Annotated in this window: 15 protein-coding genes; 6 read left to right on the forward strand and 9 right to left on the reverse strand. The window is 71.8% G+C overall.

Features of this window, described 5'->3' with window-relative positions; genetic code table 11:
• Positions 1–441: 441 nt before the first annotated feature.
• From ACF1DX_RS05540 to ACF1DX_RS05575, 8 genes are all read right to left on the reverse strand, one after another.
• Complete coding sequence (locus tag ACF1DX_RS05540; RefSeq protein ID WP_391789934.1) at positions 442–1,428, reverse strand: hypothetical protein; 987 nt, start codon at positions 1,426–1,428, stop codon at positions 442–444.
• A 352-nt stretch (positions 1,429–1,780) separates the two neighbouring features.
• The gene (gene moeZ / locus ACF1DX_RS05545; RefSeq protein WP_391789935.1) at positions 1,781–2,959 is read right to left on the reverse strand and encodes an adenylyltransferase/sulfurtransferase MoeZ; all 1,179 of its coding nucleotides are present in this window, start codon (positions 2,957–2,959) and stop codon (positions 1,781–1,783) included.
• A gap of 63 nt (positions 2,960–3,022) precedes the next feature.
• Entirely contained in the window at positions 3,023–3,778 is a 756-nt protein-coding gene (locus ACF1DX_RS05550) for a spherulation-specific family 4 protein (protein WP_391789936.1), read from the reverse strand.
• Entirely contained in the window at positions 3,766–4,785 is a 1,020-nt protein-coding gene (locus tag ACF1DX_RS05555) for an NAD-dependent epimerase/dehydratase family protein (protein ID WP_391789937.1), read from the reverse strand. The genes ACF1DX_RS05550 and ACF1DX_RS05555 overlap by 13 nt, the downstream gene beginning before the upstream one ends.
• 136 nt (positions 4,786–4,921) lie before the next feature.
• A complete protein-coding gene (locus tag ACF1DX_RS05560; protein WP_391789938.1) occupies positions 4,922–6,046 on the reverse strand; it encodes a hypothetical protein in 1,125 nt (374 codons plus the stop codon).
• Positions 6,043–7,719, reverse strand: coding sequence for a DUF3492 domain-containing protein (locus ACF1DX_RS05565; protein ID WP_391789939.1), 1,677 nt, complete (start codon positions 7,717–7,719; stop codon positions 6,043–6,045). Before ACF1DX_RS05565 ends, ACF1DX_RS05560 begins: the two co-directional genes overlap by 4 nt.
• Positions 7,720–7,891: 172 nt before the next feature.
• The gene (locus ACF1DX_RS05570; protein ID WP_391789940.1) at positions 7,892–9,490 is read right to left on the reverse strand and encodes a DUF3152 domain-containing protein; all 1,599 of its coding nucleotides are present in this window, start codon (positions 9,488–9,490) and stop codon (positions 7,892–7,894) included.
• An 8-nt stretch (positions 9,491–9,498) separates the two neighbouring features.
• A complete protein-coding gene (locus ACF1DX_RS05575) occupies positions 9,499–10,554 on the reverse strand; it encodes an alpha/beta fold hydrolase (protein WP_391789941.1) in 1,056 nt (351 codons plus the stop codon).
• Between the two features lie 243 nt (positions 10,555–10,797).
• Here ACF1DX_RS05575 and ACF1DX_RS05580 point away from each other — a divergent pair, with 243 nt between their 5' ends.
• The 4 genes from ACF1DX_RS05580 (at position 10,798) to ACF1DX_RS05595 (ending at position 12,698) form a co-directional block, all read left to right on the forward strand.
• Positions 10,798–11,025 (forward strand): hypothetical protein, encoded by a 228-nt coding sequence (locus ACF1DX_RS05580; RefSeq protein WP_391789942.1) that lies wholly within the window; start codon positions 10,798–10,800, stop codon positions 11,023–11,025.
• A 199-nt stretch (positions 11,026–11,224) separates the two neighbouring features.
• The gene (locus tag ACF1DX_RS05585) at positions 11,225–11,869 is read left to right on the forward strand and encodes a TetR/AcrR family transcriptional regulator (RefSeq protein WP_030860135.1); all 645 of its coding nucleotides are present in this window, start codon (positions 11,225–11,227) and stop codon (positions 11,867–11,869) included.
• A 153-nt stretch (positions 11,870–12,022) separates the two neighbouring features.
• Positions 12,023–12,250, forward strand: coding sequence for a DUF3107 domain-containing protein (locus tag ACF1DX_RS05590; protein WP_019522837.1), 228 nt, complete (start codon positions 12,023–12,025; stop codon positions 12,248–12,250).
• Between the two features lie 178 nt (positions 12,251–12,428).
• Complete coding sequence (locus tag ACF1DX_RS05595; protein ID WP_391789943.1) at positions 12,429–12,698, forward strand: hypothetical protein; 270 nt, start codon at positions 12,429–12,431, stop codon at positions 12,696–12,698.
• Between the two features lie 293 nt (positions 12,699–12,991).
• On the opposite strand, the gene ACF1DX_RS05600 is transcribed toward ACF1DX_RS05595, so the two are convergent.
• A complete protein-coding gene (locus ACF1DX_RS05600) occupies positions 12,992–13,747 on the reverse strand; it encodes a ferritin-like domain-containing protein (RefSeq protein WP_030860131.1) in 756 nt (251 codons plus the stop codon).
• A gap of 479 nt (positions 13,748–14,226) precedes the next feature.
• On the opposite strand from ACF1DX_RS05600, the gene ACF1DX_RS05605 reads away from it, so the two are divergent.
• Together ACF1DX_RS05605 and ACF1DX_RS05610 are read left to right on the forward strand one after the other, a co-directional pair.
• The gene (locus ACF1DX_RS05605; protein WP_391789944.1) at positions 14,227–16,677 is read left to right on the forward strand and encodes a DEAD/DEAH box helicase; all 2,451 of its coding nucleotides are present in this window, start codon (positions 14,227–14,229) and stop codon (positions 16,675–16,677) included.
• A gap of 78 nt (positions 16,678–16,755) precedes the next feature.
• On the forward strand, positions 16,756–17,616 hold the full coding sequence (locus tag ACF1DX_RS05610) for an alpha/beta fold hydrolase (protein WP_391789945.1): 861 nt from the start codon (positions 16,756–16,758) through the stop codon (positions 17,614–17,616).
• Positions 17,617–17,619 lie beyond the last annotated feature (3 nt).

Here is a 17,619-nt window from a genome sequence, read left to right on the forward strand (position 1 = left end):
CATGCATGGAACGGTAGCCGAGCCGAGCAGAGAGCCGACAGTCCACCATCAAGCGATTGCCGATCAGAGCGCGGTAAGACTTTCCCTACTTCATCAAGGCCCGCGCACGGCGCGGGCGCGCGCCGCCTCTGCGGCGCGGCCTGCCTCCTGTCTGCGCCCCGGCTGGCCGCGCCCGGCGGCGCGCTGGCGAGCTGCGGGCATGAAGGTGGGAGACACCCTCTGTGGCTGGGGCGGTCGGCTCCACGGCTTTAGGCAGCCACTTTGGGGCGAGCCTCGAAGATCATGGCCCCAACGTCGTGCTTTAACGGGCAGGTCCACAGACTGCCCGACGCGCCGGAAGCTTACGGGGCCATGATCACTCGCCCCAAAGCAGCTCCAGCCCAAAGCCGCTCCGCCGACCTGGAATCGTGTGACTTGAACTAGTGATACCGCGAAGGCGTTTTATTCACTCAATGCGATGACACCGCTTCGAGCAGTTGAACGATAGACAGCAAGTGGGATCATAGAAAATCCCGGATGCTGAGGAAGGTCGATGAACCCGAGACGCCCTAGGTTGCGCATTTGCGCATTCATAGCCTCGGCGAACTTAGCCCTGTTCAGCCTTCCATCGGCGTCAGTGAAGTCCATCTCGGGCAGCGCTGTTTCTTTAGTGCCGTAACTGCCGATACTGCCGACAACGGTCCACTCTTGCTGCTCGGTGCCATATCGAGCAAACAGGATATCTGCCTCACCGTCCAGATATTGGCGTCCTTCTTGCAGGCGCGAGCCAATGAGGATGCCCTCAACTGGAGCGAGATTGACATGAAGACCAGGCGCGAAAACCCCTTTGGATACGCGTACGTACGAACGGAGGCTAGATCCATCCACCCCGCCGACATCAGGGAAGTCCTGGATTGCATCTTCAATCGCTGGGGTTTCCGATGCTTGCCTTGACCTTAAAGAGCCGGATTGCTGTCGACCACCCTTCCCCTTCGTTGGTTTGGTCGGCGCCGTAGATGGCAGCGCTCCGATACCGTTCAACCCCGCCATAACGGAGGAGAAAGCCGCGAAGGTAGACGCCACATATCTCGTGTCATAAAGTGACCCCATGGCGGTCACCCTGACGAGAGTGCCCGGGGGGAATTTTTCCCTTAGTGCACCAGAGGACCACTCGTGGGGGTCAGAAGCCTCTTCGGAGATGTCGTTCAGTAGTTGCTCCGACTCCAGCGCTTCTTCCAGCATCGGGAAAAGTGCGTCCCCTAGTGATTTGTTCGTATAGGTTTCACTCCCGGAGCCCTGGAAATATTGGCCAGCTACACGCGGACCAACAGTGGTCCTTTTCTCTTTGCGCTCCGTCTCTCGTTCCTCCTCCCGAATCCCTCCATCGATCTGGGCCAACATTGCCCTCACCTTGTCGGTGTCAACATAGAGAAATTCACGCAGTATCATTCGATCCCCCTTTAGGTTGGGATAAGCGTACTTGGGAACCCGCCGCCGAGGGTTCATTCGGAGTTTTTTCCTCGATCTAGTGGCCAACGCCCAGCACGAGTACTAGGGTCTCCATCCGCACCACCAGGGGTGGACGTACGGCGCGGTGGTGCGTCTCTCGACCTCCGGCACTGCGATGCGCGACGAAGTGCACAACCCCGCAACCGGGGAACACTGACGAGAGTCCTCGGCCGGGCCGTCCCTGGGCCGTCCGAGGCCACCCGACGCCGACCAACAACGACAGAAGCCCACGGCATCTGAACTGGTCAGAGCCGTGGGCTTCTTCAGGTCCGCTGGTCAGCGGAAGGGGTGATCAGTAGACCGGCTTCTCCGGTTCGATCTGGTTGACCCAGCCGATCACGCCGCCGCCCAGGTGGACGGCGTCGGCGAAGCCCGCGGACTTCAGGACGGCGAGGACTTCCGCACTGCGGACACCCGTCTTGCAGTTCAAGACGATCTTCTTGTCCTGCGGCATGCTCTCCAGGGCGTTGCCCATGAGGAACTCGTTCTTGGGGATCAGGCGGGCGCCCGGGATGGACACGATCTCGAACTCGTTCGGCTCGCGGACGTCGATGAGCTCGATGTTCTCGCCGTCGTCGATCCACTCCTTGAGCTGCTTGGGAGTGATCGTGGAGTCGGCCGCCGCCGCCTGGGCCTCCTCGGAGACGACGCCGCAGAAGGCCTCGTAGTCGATGAGCTCGGTGACGGTCGGGTTGTCGCCGCAGATCGCGCAGTCGGGGTCCTTGCGGACCTTGACCTGGCGGTACTGCATCTCCAGGGCGTCGTAGATCATGAGCCGGCCGACCAGCGGCTCACCGATGCCGGCGAGGAGCTTGATCGCCTCGTTGGCCTGGATGGAGCCGATGGACGCGCACAGCACGCCCAGGACGCCGCCCTCGGCGCAGGAGGGGACCATGCCGGGGGGCGGGGGCTCCGGGTAGAGGCAGCGGTAGCAGGGGCCGTGCTCGGACCAGAAGACCGACGCCTGGCCGTCGAAGCGGTAGATCGAGCCCCACACGTACGGCTTGTTCAGCAGCACGCAGGCGTCGTTGACCAGGTAGCGGGTCGCGAAGTTGTCCGTGCCGTCGACGATCAGGTCGTACTGGCTGAACAGGTCCATCACGTTGTCGGCCTCGAGCCGCTCCTCGTGGAGGACCACGTTCACGTACGGGTTGATGCCCTTGATCGTGTCACGCGCGGACTCGGCCTTGGGGCGGCCGATGTCGGACTGGCTGTGGATGATCTGGCGCTGCAGGTTCGACTCGTCGACCTCGTCGAACTCCACGATGCCGAGCGTGCCCACGCCCGCCGCGGCCATGTACATCAGACCCGGCGAACCCAGGCCGCCGGCGCCCACAAAGAGCACCTTGGCGTTCTTCAGCCGCTTCTGCCCGTCCATACCCACGTCGGGGATGATCAGGTGGCGGGAGTACCTGCGGACCTCGTCTACGGTGAGCTCGGGGGCCGGCTCGACCAGGGGTGGCAGCGACACTGGGACTCCGTTGGTCGGTCGATCACTACGGTTGTTCTTCGCCTAACAGTGCCATGGCCTTTTTCATTCCGAGACACCCGTTCCGATACGCGAGACGATGTCGTCCCAGTAGCCGGGCAGGGGCTCCCAGGAGGCAGTGCGGGCACGGTGACCCGTGTGGTGGGTGTGGTCCGTGAAGTAGATCGTCGCGGCGCCCTGCCAGCGGGCGATGCGCAGGGCCTCGTCCAGGTGCGGGCGGGGCACTCCGTGCACGACGTGGCAGAAGCGTTCGGGCGGGTGGTCGGCGGTCCACTCCGCCACCTGCGACCAGCGGTAGTCGTTCCACGGTCCGGAGAAGGTGACCAGCTGGTCGGCGTGTTCGGCGTATCCCGGGTACGGGTGGGTGCCGTGGCCGAGGACGATGTGGGCGTCGTGGAGGGTCCGGAGCGTGGTGGTCGTGCGCCGGACCTCGGGGAGTGCGGCCCGGTCGGCGGGACAGCGGTCCAGCAGGAAGCCGTCGACCTGGTACCAGTCGATGAAGCGGTGGGCGTCCGAGAGCACCTCGCCGAACGTACGGAGGCCGTACGCCGTGTCGAGGTGGCCGAGGACGCGGACACCGGCGTTGCGGAGGCGGCCGGCCGCTTCCAGGCACCGCGGGTCGGGCTGGGTGCCGGGGCCGTCGGCCACGTCGAGGACGACCCAGTGCAGAGGGATGCCCGGGCGGGTGAGTTCGCTCCACCCGGTCGGGGCGACGAGGGGGTGCGCGAGGCCGGGGACGCCGAAGCCCGTGCGGAAGCCGGTGCTCGCCGTGCCGGCTTTGACGCTGGTCAGATGCGACATGCCGCCTCCATCCAGATGTCGGCGAGGGACTCCTCGAGGTTGATCCGGGGACGCCAGCCGAGGCGGTCGCGGGCGGTGCGGACGTCGGCCTGCTGCCAGCTGCCGCAGCCGTCGGGGTACGGGAAGGCGACGGGGGTGGTGGTGTGGTGGTGGTCGGGGTCGGCGCGGGGGTGGCCGATCGTGGTGCGGATGGGGGTGGTGGGGTGGGGGGTGTGGGTGGGGTGGGGTACGTGCGGTGGGTGCAGGCCCGGAGGGATGTCCAGTTCGTTGAGGGCGCCGCCGTAGCCGGCCACCCTGGCGAGGACTCCGGCGGCGTCGCGGAGGCGGACGGCACGGCCCGAGCCGATGTTGATGACGCCCTGCGCGGCGGAGAGGGAGGCGGCGTGGACGGCGCGGGCCACGTCGCGGACGTCGACGAAGTCCCGTTGTACGCCGAGACCGCCGAGCTTCAGCTCGCTGTCGCCGGACTGCATGGCGCGGCGCATCGCCTCGGCGAGGCGGCCGAGGGGGGAGCCGGCGGGGGTGCCGGGGCCGACGGGTGAGAAGACCCGGAGGACCACGGCGTCCAGGCCGGAGCCGAGGACCAGCTCGGTGGCGGCGAGTTTGCTGACGCCGTAGGGGCCGCCGGGGCGGGGGACGGCGTCCTCCGCCGTGGACGAGCCGGGCTGGCTGGGGCCGTACTCCGAGCCGCAGCCGATCTGTACGAGCCGTGCGCCGCAGCCGCTGCGGCGGAGGGCCTCGCAGACGGTGGCCACGGCGACGGTGTTGTGCCGGGTGAGTTCGCGGGCGCCGCCTCTCGTGGTGCCGGCGCAGTTGACGACCACTCCGGGGTGGACGGCGTCGAGGAAGCGGGTGAGGGCGCCGGGGCTGCCGGTGGCGAGGTCGAAGCGGACGTCGGCGTCGTCGCCGCGGCCGAGGGCGGTGAGCTGGACGGCGGGGTCGGCGAGGAGGCGGTCGGCCACGAAGCGGCCGATGTAGCCGTTGGCTCCGATCAGGAGGACTCTCATCGGGCGACTCCTTCGGCGTCCGGGATGGTCATGTGGGGTCTCCTTCAGATGCGGGTGCGGGTGCGAGTGCGTGGGTGCTGCGGCGCGGGTGTCTGCGGTCGGTGGGTGGGGCGGGGCCGCATCAACGCGCGCGACGTCACTGTCGCGGCTCCGGGCCGATGTGCGCCGAGGCTCGGGCGAGTGTGCGGGAGGCGTGGATCAGCAAGATCAGTGCCGCTGTTCCGCAGGTGAGGGTGGGGAGGGCGGCGGGGCCCCAGGCCGCGGACAGGGTCTGGACCGGGGTGGCCAGGGCGTCGCAGCCGGGGAGCCGGGCCGCGAAGAGCGTGGCCAGGGCCGTCGCCTGGGCGGTCGCCGTGACCGTGAGGATCACCTTCGGCGCGTGGGTGAAGCCGTGGATCGTGAGGAGGCGGGCCAGGAAGAGGAGGCCGCCCAGGGTGAGCGTCGGGGGCAGGGTGAGCGGCTCGTCGAGGAGCTCGGCCGTCGCCGTGAGCAGAACGGCCACCGCGCCCAGGAACAGGGTGAACACGCCGATGAGCGCGGGTCGTACCGAGGCCGAGAAGTCCTCCAGACCACGGCTCGACGCCAGCCTGCGGCGGACCCGGGCGGCGAGGAGGTGGGCCGTCCAGGCGGCGGGCGCGCAGGACAGGGCGAGCGCCACGACCGGGGCGACGGTGAGCGGCCAGTCGCCCTCCGCCGTGCCGTCGGGCAGACCGTCGGGGCCGCCGGTGACCGCCGCGTCGAGCAGGCCGTCGCCCAGGAGGGCGTAGCCGAGGAGCCAGCAGGTCCAGGAGGTCGTGGCGGAGCGGGGCGGGATGTCGGACCGGGTGCCCAGGGGGCCCCGGCGCAGTGCCGCGCGCAGGGCGAGGGCGACGGCCAGGATGCCGGTGGCCGCCGCGTAGAGGCGGGTCTGGCCGTGGGTGAGGCGCAGGGCGGTCACCGTCGCCACGCACAGGGCGCCGGGGAGCAGGGTGAGGACGGTCCAGCCGGCGCGTGGCCCCGCAGTCGTGGCGGCCGGGGCGGGCCGGGGTGGTGCGTCGTCGCGGGGGACCCGGGCGTAGAGCTCCTCCGCGAGGGAGAAGACGTCGCGGTGGCGGAAGCGGGCGGCGGTCCGGTCGGTGATGCCGTGGGCCTCCAGGCCCGCCGCGATCTCCAGGGGGTCCACCGCCTGCTCGCACAGGTCGCGGTGGCGGTGCAGCAGCGCCTTGACCGGGTCGGCCGCGCCGGGCGGAGCGCTGCGGTTCAGTTCGCCGAGGTCGGTCATCGGGCTGTCTCCGTCGCGGGTACCGGGGTGTCCGTGGCCCATGTGGGGACCGCGCGGGAGGCGGGGTCGGTCCAGTGGCCGGGGACGTGGGCCTCGGCGGGGGTGGCGAAGGGCAGGAGGGCGCCGGTGCCGTCGAGGAGGGGCCGGCGGACCGGTGTGCTCGCGACGATCTCCAGGTAGATGCCGTGGAAGGCGGCGATGTTCCGGTCGACGGTGAACAGCTCGAGTGCGCGGGCGCGCGCGGCGGCGCCGAGGCGTACGCGGCGCTCGGGGTCGCGCAGCAGGGAGACGCACGCCTCGGCGAGCGCCCGCGGATTGCGCGGCGGTACGACGAGACCGGTGCCGCCGATGGCCTCCACGACCGCGCCGACGTCCGTGGAGACCGTCGCGCGCCCGCAGAGCATCGCCTCGACGAGGCCGGCCGGGAAGCCCTCGACGACGCTGGACAGGACGGTCACGGCGCCCGAGGCGTACGCGTCGGCGGGGGTGGGCAGCTCCGGGCCGCCGATCCGCTCGAAGGACACCGGGTTGGTGCCCACGGAGTGCGGGCCCTCGGCCTCGTCCGGGAAGAGCTGCGCGGCCAGTGCCTCGCAGTGTCCGAGGTAGGCGGCGCCCTCCGGGTCCGCCGGACCGCCGATGATCCGCAGCCGGGTCCTCGGCTCCTCCTTGCGGATCTCCGCGAAGGCGTGCAGCAGCGAGACCAGGTCCTTGGCGGGCTCCACCCGGCCGACCCAGACGACGGTGTGCGGGTCCGCGCTCTCCGGGGACTCCCCCGCCTCCGCGAAGGGCGCGGCGTCCATGCCGGGGTACACCGTGCGGAGCTTCGCCCGGTCGGCGCCGCAGCGCTCCTGCCAGCGGCGTGCGTGCGTGTTGCCCGGTGTGATGAACGCGGCCCGGCGGTAGGTCTCGGCGGCGAGCCTGCCGTGGAAGGCGGCGAGCAGGGAGCGGACCGCGGGTGGGGCGTCGGGGCGGGTGAGGTAGTGCGTCCGCAGGCGTACGCCGTACTCGGTGACGAGGAGGGGGACGCCGAAGAAGTGGTGGGCGAGCAGGCCGGGAAGGGCCGCCGCTCCGCCGGCGGCGGCGTGGCACAGGTCCACCGCGCCCAGCCCGTCCTCCTCGTACCAGTCGAGCGAGAGGGGGCGCAGGGCGCGCTCCAGGTGTGCGGCGACGGCCAGCAGATCGGGTACGCGGGCCTCCCGCGCCGTACGCAGGGCGCCGGGCGCACGGCAGGCGCGCTCCAGGGCGCGTACGGCCGTCTCGGAGCGGAGCGCGGCCACCAGACCGCCTTCGTCGCGGGCGAGTTCGGCGAGGCCCCGGAGCGCGGTGGCGAAACGGTCCGCCTCGGGTGCCGCGGGCCCTGGGCCGGGGGCGGTGGGGTCCGTCGCGGCGCAGAGGGCGGCGGCCAGTTCGCCGTAGTGCTCCGAAAAGCGCCGGCGTGCGCGGCGGCCGTACACCACCCCGTCGTCCTCGGCCGCCCACAGCGGTGCGGTGCGGACCCGGCCGACCTGGGGCGGCAGCGGGACCCAGCCCGCGTCCTCCTGGGCCTCACTGCCGCTGAACGCGTAGACGTCGAACTCGTGCCGGTCGAGTCCGCGTACCAAGCGGTCGCACCAGAGTCCGCCCTCACCGCCCACGTACGGATAACCACCCTCCGTAAGCAGTCCGATGCGCACGTGTGCACCCCCGATCTCCCGTGTGGGGAGCCGCCGTTGGTCCGGCGGCTCGCAGCGGGACGAACGTATGCGGACAAGGAGGTGGCGTGATGGACGGTTGTCCATCACGCCACCAAAAGGGGTGAACGGGCGTAACCTTCCCGCGCGGGGCGCGTTTCGCCGCGCTAGGCGGTCAGCTCTTCGGGTACGGCCATGCGTTCGGGCGGCAGCTGATTCCGTCGTGGTCGAGGAACTTGGTCTGCTGCTGCATGACCGGGGCCAGGTCGCCGTCCTTGTCACAGGTGACGTGGTTGAAGCCCAGGCGGTGGCCGATCTCGTGGTTGATCAGCATCTGGCGATAGGCATGCATCTCGTCGCCGTAGGTGTCCGCCCCCTGCGCCCAGCGGTCCGCGTTGATCATCACGCGTTGGGTGGCCGCCGAGTCGCAGGAGACGTTGTCCACGGTGGTGTCCAGGCCGGACTTGGCGCACCAGTCCGCGGTCGTGTCGGGACTGGCGAGGGTGATCACGAAATCGACCTCGCCCGAGTGGACGCGTTCGAAGGTGCGTGCGCCGTTGTGTGCCCAGCTGCGGTCGTCGTTGAGCGTCTTCTGGACCGCCTCGGCGAAGAGTTCGCCGTCGAGGCCGAGTCCCTGCTCCACGTCGACGCGGTAGGTGACCTTCTCCCCCTTGCCCGGAGCCTTGTCGACGCCGGGGATCGCGTCGAACTTCCCGGTGCCTCCGCGCGCGGCGCTCAGCGGGTACTTCCTGTCCATCTTCTGCTCGTACGTCAGCGGTTCGGCGCTGGGCACGGAGGGCGTCTCCCGGTCGTCCCCGCGCGAGGCGGAATCCCGGACGTCGCGTGCCTGCTCGCCGGTGGCCTGCGACTGTACGCCGCCGGTGCTGTCGCGTTCGTCGGCGACCTGACCGGCCACGACGACGGCCAGCACGGTCGTGACGGCGGCGGCCGCGATCCCGGTGAACGTCCGCCCCTTGCCGCCCTTGGCCGGCGCGGGCCGCCCGGTCGGCGGCGCGTCGTCGTCATCGGGAGCGGCGGGGGTGCCGGCGGCCGGGGCCGCGCTCCAGTCGGTGACGGCGGCGTAGGGGTCCGCGGGACGGGGCGCGGGAGCGGACGTGCGCGGGGAGAAGCGGTCGGTGGCCTCGCCGAAGGCGTCGAGGTAGTCCTGGCGCGGCCCTCCGGGAGGCGCCTGCCGCTGCCGCGGGAGGGGCACGCCCGGCCCCGCCGGCATGTCGTGCCCGGCCCCGGGCCCGGCCGCCGTACGACCGTCCGGTGCTCCCCAGCCGCCCCCGGACTCCCGCTGCTCCGGATGCCCGCCACGGGCCTGCGGGACGCCGTGGGCGGGGGTCCCGTCGGGCAGCCGGGGAAAGCCGTGCGCCGGGGTTCCGTCCGGCAGGCTCGGGACACTGCCCTGCGCGGGCGCACCGCCCGGGAGCCATCCGTCCGGCAGGCTCGGGACGCCGTGCGCGGGCGTGCCGTCCGGGAAACGCGGGACGCCGTGCGCGGGCGTACCGTCCGGGAAACGCGGCGTTCCGCCGGCCGGTGTCCCGTATCCCGGCGTTCCGTACGCCGGCGGAGTCCCGTATCCCTGGGCCGGTCCCTGCCGCGGTGCGGGTGCGGGCGTCCGGCGCGGGGCCGGGCCGTTCGCCTGCCGCGGTCTGTCCGCCTGTCCGGATCCCGACGGATCGCCCGGTGCCGAACGGCCTTCCCGTACGGCGCTCCTGTCCGCGGCGTCGCCCTTCGGGGCGGGTCCACGGCGGCTGTGGCGTCCCACGTCGCGCCTCAGCCCCTCATGTTCTCGACGGTGGTCTCCCCACCGGTGTCGGCGGGTGGACCCGGAGCACCCTGCGCGCCCGGCTCACCAGTATCCCCCTGATCCGCCGAATCCGTTGTATCCGCGAGGAGTTCGCGGAAGGCGAGGGCCACCGTCTCCGGATACTCCATCATCGCGACGTGCCCCGCCTCCGGGATCGTCACCAGCCGGCAGTCCCGGAAGGCGCGCGCCGACCGCTGGGCCGTGCGGAAGCCGACGAGCTGGTCCCGGCCGCCGTAGACGAGCAGGGTCGGCGCGAGCACCCGCTCGGCCTGGCGCCACAGTCCGTGCTGGCCGCCCAGCGTGTACGCGTTGACGAGCCCCCGCGCGGAGCGCGCCATCGCGTCCCAGAAGTACGGCAGCCGCAACCGCCGCTCCATCTCCCGTACGGCGTCGCGGAACCCTTCCGGCGACACCCGCGCGGGATCCCCGTAGCAGAGCCGCAGTAGGCCCCGGACGCGCTGCTCCGCCGTCCACTCTCGGGTGAGCCGGGTGAACAGCGGTGCGATGCCGGGCACCGCCAGCAGTCCCGTGGGGACGGCGGTGCGCTGCACCCGCAGTTCCGGCAGGGCCGGTGACACGAGCGTGAGGGTGCGGACGAGGTCGGGGCGTACGGCGGCGACACGGGTCGCGACCGCGCCGCCGAGCGAGTTGCCGAAGAGGTGCACCGGGCCGCGGCCGGTCGCGTCGAGATAACGGATCACCGCGCGTGCGTGCGCGGTGAGGGAGTAGTCGCCGTCGTCCGGGGGCGGGGAGTCGCCGAAGCCCGGCAGGTCGACGGCCTCGCTGTCGACGACGTCCTCCAGCAGCGGCATGAGCGCCGACCAGTTCAGCGAGGAACCGCCGAGTCCGTGGACGTGGAGAGCGGGGGGCAGCCCCTCCCGCGCGGGCGGCCGGGACCGTACCGACAGGGTGATCCCGGGCAGCTCCACCGACCTGAGCCGCTCGCCCTCCGCGACCCTGACCGCCGCCACCTCGGGAAGCACGTTTGCGGGCGGCACGGACGGCAGCTCGGTCGAAGACATGCGGCAATGTTACGAGACGATCACACACTGGCTCATGTGTTCGCCGCCACAAGCTGTCACGAAGGACGGGTTCCGCACCGCCGCAGGGCGCGGAACCCGTCGTGCGCTCCCTGTCACACCCCGGTCGCGGATCGCATAGCGTCCGGATCGGGTGTCTCCTAGGCTCGTAGGGAGGGCACCCGCATACCGTCCCCGCAGTCCCGGGGGCGTTCGCAGCAGATGTTCGCAGGAAGGGAGCCCGGCATGGCGGTAGATCCGACCGACCCCGAGACGTTCGTGGAGGACGAGGACGCCCGTGAGGACGAGGAGTTCGACGTCGAGGCGCCCGAGGTCGACGCGGCCGAGCAGCACACGGAGGTGAGGCCGGACCGCGACGACCCGATGACCGGCATCGATCCCGACCGCGCCAGTGAGGCGGACCTGGTGGAACAGGCCAGGATCGTCTCCCTCGACGAGGACGACTACCGGTGACGAGCGCGCCGACGAGGACCGTCGTCGAGCAGTGAGGAGGAGACTTCTTGCCCGCTCTGACAGCTTTTGAAACCGTCCGTATGGCTTTCACCGCCGTCCGGTCCGTGAAATTCTGCGCTCTCACCGCGCACACCACGGTTACCGAAAAGTACGATGGCGGCGCGGCTCACACCGCACGTGGACGACAATGGGAGGCGGCGTGACAGCCATCGAGCAGACAGACGCGGTACGCCCGAGGGGTACACGCCTGCCACGCCGTGCCCGACGGAACCAGCTCCTGGGCGCCGCCCAGGAGGTCTTCGTCGCGCAGGGCTACCACGCGGCCGCGATGGACGACATCGCCGAGCGCGCGGGCGTCAGCAAGCCGGTGCTCTACCAGCACTTCCCGGGCAAGCTCGATCTGTATCTCGCCCTGCTGGACCAGCACTGCGAGGCCCTGATCCAGTCGGTGCGCCACGCGCTGGCGTCGACGTCGGACAACAAGCAGCGCGTGCGGGCGACCATGGACGCCTACTTCACGTACGTCGAGGACGACGGCGGCGCCTTCCGCCTGGTCTTCGAGTCGGACCTGACGAACGAGCCCGCCGTGCGCGAGCGCGTCGACAAGGTGACCAACGAGTGCGCGGAGGCGATCTGCGACGTGATCGCCGAGGACACCGGGCTGTCGCGGGCGGAGTCGATGCTGCTCGCCTCGGGGCTCGGCGGTCTCGCCCAGGTGGTGGCGCGGTCCTGGCTGCACAGCGACCGCAGCGTGCCGCGCGACCAGGCGGTGCAGCTGCTGGCCTCGCTGGCCTGGCGGGGCATCGCGGGATTCCCGCTGCACGGCAGCGAACAGCACCACTGAGGAAGGCGGGCGGGCGCCGACGGCCGTTTGTTCCCGTCGGCTGTTCGCTCCTGGCGTTGCCGGGCGCAGCGTGTACGTCCCCTCACCGGGCTAATGTGTGCTGGTACGGCGCGGAAGGTCGCGCACTTCACTGACCGTCGGAGGGACATAGCCGTGGAGGTCAAGATCGGCGTGCAGCACGCGCCCCGCGAGATCGTTCTGGAGAGCGGTCAGAGCGCCGAGGAGGTCGAGCGCGTGGTGGCCGAGGCGCTGGCCGGGAAGTCGCAGCTGCTGAGCCTGGTGGACGAGCACGGCCGCAAGATCCTGGTCCCGGCCGACCGTCTCGCCTACGTCGAGATCGGCGAGCCGGCCCCGCGCAAGGTGGGCTTCGGCGCGCTGTAGGCGCGACCGGCAGTCGAGTGGTTGTGCGAAGGGCCCGGCGGTGCGAGACCGCCGGGCCCTTCGCGTGTTCACGGACGGCGCACAGGTCCTCCACAGAGGAGGATTGAATTCCGCAGGTCAGGGGTAGACCGGGCTACGACCGATGTGAGCAGGCCGGCCATGTGGGAGGGACCCCGACATGCTCTTGGAAGCGCTCAGCTCCGCGATCCTCGGCCTGGCTCTGGCGTGGGTGGCCGTCCGCCGTCTGCCGCATCGTCTGCCCGCCCGCGCCCTGGTCCTGCCGACCGGTGTGGCCGGGGCGCTGTTCGGTGCCTTCCTCATCCACACGGCGCTGGACGCCGGGAACATGCTGACGGTTCTGCTCGGCGCGGTGATCGTGTCCGTGGCGTCCCTGTCGCTGCTGCTGCGCCCGGCGGGAAGACTGCGCCGCCGCTCGGCGACCGCGTGACCGGTCGCCGTTGGCGGCGCCGGGGGTGAACCGGCCGGGTTCGGCGCCCCGGGGTGCCGTCCGGGCGCTGCCCGAGCCCGCAGGCCCCGGCGCCCTCTTCCGCTCTGCGGCACACGGCACCGGGATCCGCTCGGCTCAACCGCGGTGCCGCGGGAGCGTCCCCGTGGTTCCGCGTCCCGCGTCGCCCGGGCGGCTGAACGTTCTCTCGCCCCCGTCGCCCCTTCCCTTCCCGTCCCTGGGGCTCCGCCCCCGGACCTCCTCGCGCAGTTCCCCGCGCCCCTTCATACCCAGGGCTACGCTGCCAGCCCCAGGGCCGCCATGCGCTTGGTGTGCGCCTCGGTGATGCGGGAGAACATCCTGCCGACCTCGGCGAGGTCGAAGCCGTCCGCGACGCCGCCCACGAGCATGGTCGACAGCGCGTCCCGGTCGGCGACGACCCGCTGGGACTGCGACAGCGCCTCGCCCATCAGCCGCCGCGCCCACAGCGCGAGCCGTCCGCCCACGCGCGGGTCCGCGTCGATCGCCGCGCGCACCTTCTCGACGGCGAAGCCGCCGTGGCCGGTGTCGTCGAGCACGGCCAGCACCAGGGCGCGGGTGTCGGAGTCCAGGCGGGCCGCGACCTCGCGGTAGAAGTCGCTGGCGATGGAGTCGCCGACGTACGCCTTGACCAGCCCCTCCAGCCAGTCGGAGGGCGCCGTCTGCTTGTGGAAACCGTCGTACGCGGCGACGAACGGCTCCATCGCGAGCGTCGGCTCCTCGCCGATCCCGGCGAGCCGGTCGCGCAGCCGCTCGAAGTGGTGGAACTCGGCCGACGCCATCTTCGCCAGCTCCGCCTTGTCCGCCAGCGTGGGCGCCAGCTTGGCGTCCTCCGCGAGCCGCTCGAACGCCGCCAGCTCGCCGTACGCGAGCGCGCCGAGCAGATCCACGACGGCGGCCCGGTACTGGGGGTCGGCGGAGGCGGCCGCCCAGTCCATGGCGGCGATGCCGGTGGGTCCGGCGGAGGTGTCGGGGGTGTCCGCGGCGTTGTCAGGCTTGTCAGAGCTCGTCATGAAGCGCACAATAGCCCGCTTGCCACACCCCGGAAGGCCCCGCTCGATCAGTGTGACGACGACTACGTGACCAAATCGGCCATGGCGTGTGCGCGAATCCGGGGTATGGTGGTAATGCGCCTGCTGAGCACTCTGACGTACTCGACAGGCCGCATGTATGAGGATGCCCGGTCGGAGGCCCGATCGGCTCCGACCCGACAGCCCTCCTTGTCGTACGCCACACTGCGTGCGGATTCCGGAGGGGGACCCTCAGCGGTACGAGCGCTCGAGCGTCGGCAGTGGTCCCGTGTCCTACGGCCCGCCCGTAAGGCGGCCGACGTCCCCGGCACGGTCCCGACACGACCCCCGCGCTCGCCTCGCACCGCGCACACAGAAGAGGCAGCACCCTGACTACGACGTTCCGAGAGCTCGGGATCCTCCCCGAGACCGCCGAGGCCCTGGAGGCCGTCGGCATCATCACCGCCTTCCCCATCCAGGAGATGACGCTCCCCGTGGCCCTGTCGGGCACGGACGTCATCGGCCAGGCCAAGACCGGCACCGGAAAGACGCTCGGCTTCGGTCTTCCGCTCCTCGACCGCGTCACCGTCCCCGCGGATGTCGAGGCCGGCCGCGCGAAGCCCGAGGACCTCACCGACGCGCCGCAGGCGCTGGTCGTCGTCCCCACCCGCGAGCTGTGCACGCAGGTCACCAACGACCTGCTCACCGCCGGCAAGGTGCGCAATGTGCGCGTCACCGCGATCTACGGCGGCCGGGCCTACGAGCCGCAGGTCGAGGCGCTGAAGAAGGGCGTCGACGTGGTCGTCGGCACCCCGGGCCGACTGCTCGACCTCGCCGGGCAGAAGAAGCTCGACCTCAAGCACGTGAAGGCCCTCGTCCTCGACGAGGCCGACGAGATGCTCGACCTGGGCTTCCTGCCCGACGTCGAGAAGATCATCAACTTCCTTCCGGCCAGGCGCCAGACCATGCTGTTCTCGGCCACCATGCCGGGTGCGGTGATCGGTCTGGCCCGGCGTTACATGTCGCAGCCGACGCACATCAACGCCACGTCCCCGGACGACGAGGGCGCGACGGTCGCGAACACCACGCAGTTCGTCTACCGCGCGCACAACATGGACAAGCCCGAGATGGTCGCGCGGATACTGCAGGCCGACGGCCGGGGCCTGGTCATGGTCTTCTGCCGTACCAAGCGCACCGCCGCCGACCTCGCCGACCAGCTCAAGCAGCGCGGCTTCGCCTCCGGCGCGGTCCACGGCGACCTCGGCCAGGGCGCCCGTGAACAGGCGCTGCGCGCGTTCCGCAACGGCAAGGTGGACGTGCTCGTCTGCACCGACGTCGCCGCCCGCGGCATCGACGTCGAGGGCGTGACGCACGTCGTCAACTACCAGTCCCCCGAGGACGAGAAGACGTATCTGCACCGCATCGGCCGCACCGGCCGCGCGGGGGCGAAGGGTACGGCGATCACGCTGGTCGACTGGGACGACATCCCGCGCTGGCAGCTGATCAACAAGGCGTTGGACCTGGGCTTCGGCGACCCGCCGGAGACGTACTCCACCTCCCCGCACCTGTTCTCGGACCTCGGCATCCCCGAGGGCACCAAGGGCGTCCTGCCGCGCTCGGAGCGTACGCGCGCCGGGCTGGACGCGGAGGAGCTGGAGGACCTGGGCGAGCCGGGCGGGCGTGCACCGCGCGGACGCGGTGGCCGGGACGGGCGCGACGGCTCCCGTCCCGCCGAGCGCGAGACCTCGACCCGTACGCCGCGACGCCGCCGCCGTACGCGGGGCGGTGCGGTGCTGGACGAGGCCGCGCGGCAGCCCGTGGACCCGGCCGCCGAAGGCGCCGGCGAGGCGGAGGCCGGCACGGCCGCCCGTACCCCGCGCCGCCGTCGCCGTACGCGCGGCGGGGTCACGGACGGAGCGGCGGCCGCGGTGGAGGCCGCGGAGTCCGCCGTCGACACGGCGGAGGGCACGGCGGCGGAGGCCGACACGGCTCCCGCGAAGCCGCGCCGCCGCCGGACGCGCCGAGGCGCGGTGGACACGGCGACGGCCGTGGTCACCCCGGTGGCCGAGGAGACCACGGCGGCCGAGGCGGCTCCGGTCGTCACGGAGGCCCCTGTCGTCACGGAGGCCCCGGTCGTCACGGAGGCCCCGGTCGTCACGGAGCCCGAGGCTCCGGTCACCGAACCGCGCCGCCGCCGCACCCGCAAGGCCGCGGAGACCGCGGCGGTGGACACGGCGGAGGCGACCGCCGAGCCGGTCGAGGCGACGGAGACCAAGCCGCGCCGCACCCGCAAGACCGCGGCCAAGAAGGCCGAGACCGCCGTCGACACCGCCGAAGGCAGCACCGAACCGGTCGAAGAGGCCAAACCCCGCCGCACCCGCAAGACGGCGGCCAAGGCCGAGACCGTGGTCGACACCGTCGAGGGCGGCACCGAGCCGGTCGAGGCGACCGAGACCAAGCCCCGCCGCACCCGCAAGACCGCGGCCAAGAAGGCCGAAGCCGCCGTCGACACCGCCGAAGGCAGCACCGAGCCGACCGAGGCGACCGAGACCAAGCCCCGCCGCACCCGCAAGACCGCGGCCAAGAAGGCCGAAGCCGCCGTCGACACCGCCGAAGGCAGCACCGAGGCAGTCGAAGAGGCCAAGCCGCGTCGTCGGACCCGTAAGGTCGCCGAGCCGGAGCCGGAGCCGGCCGTCGCCGTCGGGATTCCGGCGCAGGCGGTTCCGGAGGACGAGGCGGCGGAGGCCAAGCCGCGCCGTACGCGGAAGGCCGCGGCCAAGAAGGCCGAAGCCGTCGCCGAGGACACCGAGGCCAAGCCTCGGCGCCGTACCCGCAAGGTCGCCGAGATCCCGGCGCAGGCCGCGGACGAGGCGAAGCCCAAGGTCCGGCGGACCCGCAAGACGGCAGCCGCCGCGGAGTCCACGGAAAGCTGACGCGCGACGAACCGACGGCCCGGCCCCCACCCGTGGGGCCGGGCCGTCGGCGTGTCCGCCACCCGCTACCCTCACCCCGTGACCAGCCACTCCCCCTCCGCCCACGCCCGCCGACTCCGTACCTCACGCGGGGAGTTCGCCGTCGTGGACGTGCCACCGGCCGCCGACGTCACGGCGCGGGGGGTCGCGTTGCTGCTGCCCGGATACACCGGCAGCAAGGAGGACTTCACCCTGGTGCACGAACCGCTCGCCGCGCGGGGCTACCGCACCGTCGCCGTGGACGGGCGGGGCCAGTACGAGTCGGACGGGCCCACGGACGACGAATCCGCGTACGCGCAGGAGGAGTTGGCGCGGGACGTCCTCGCGCAGGCGGACGCGGTCGGTGCGCCCGTGCACCTCGTCGGACACTCGCTCGGCGGCCAGATCGCCCGCGCCGCCGTCCTCCTCGACCGCTCCCCCTTCCGCTCGCTCACGCTCGTCTCCTCCGGCCCCGCACGGATCTCCGTCTCCCAGGAGCAGCGCGTGAAGCTGCTGCGGGACGCGCTCGCGGTGATGTCGATGGCGGAGTGCTGGGAGGCGATCCTGGCCATGGGCCCGCCCGAGGAGGTGGGCGGTCCGGCGCGCGGGCCCGGCGGTCCGGAGCACCTGCGGCGCCGCTGGCTGGGTACCAGCCCTGCGCAACTCCTGGCCACGGGAGCGCAGTTGTGCACGGAACCGGACCGGGTCGCGGAACTGGCCGCCGTCCCGCTGCCGTTCCACGTCCTGTCGGGGGTGCGCGACGACACCTGGCCGGTGCCGGACCTCGACGCGATGGCCCTCCGCCTCAGGGCGCACCGCACCGTCGTCGACGGGGCCGAGCACTCACCCGCCGCCGACCGTCCCGCACCGACCGCCCGCGCCCTCGCCGACTTCTGGGACGGGCTCGCGGCCACCCCTTAGCGC

The organism is Streptomyces sp. NPDC014676 (assembly GCF_043084105.1).
Lineage (GTDB): Bacteria > Actinomycetota > Actinomycetes > Streptomycetales > Streptomycetaceae > Streptomyces.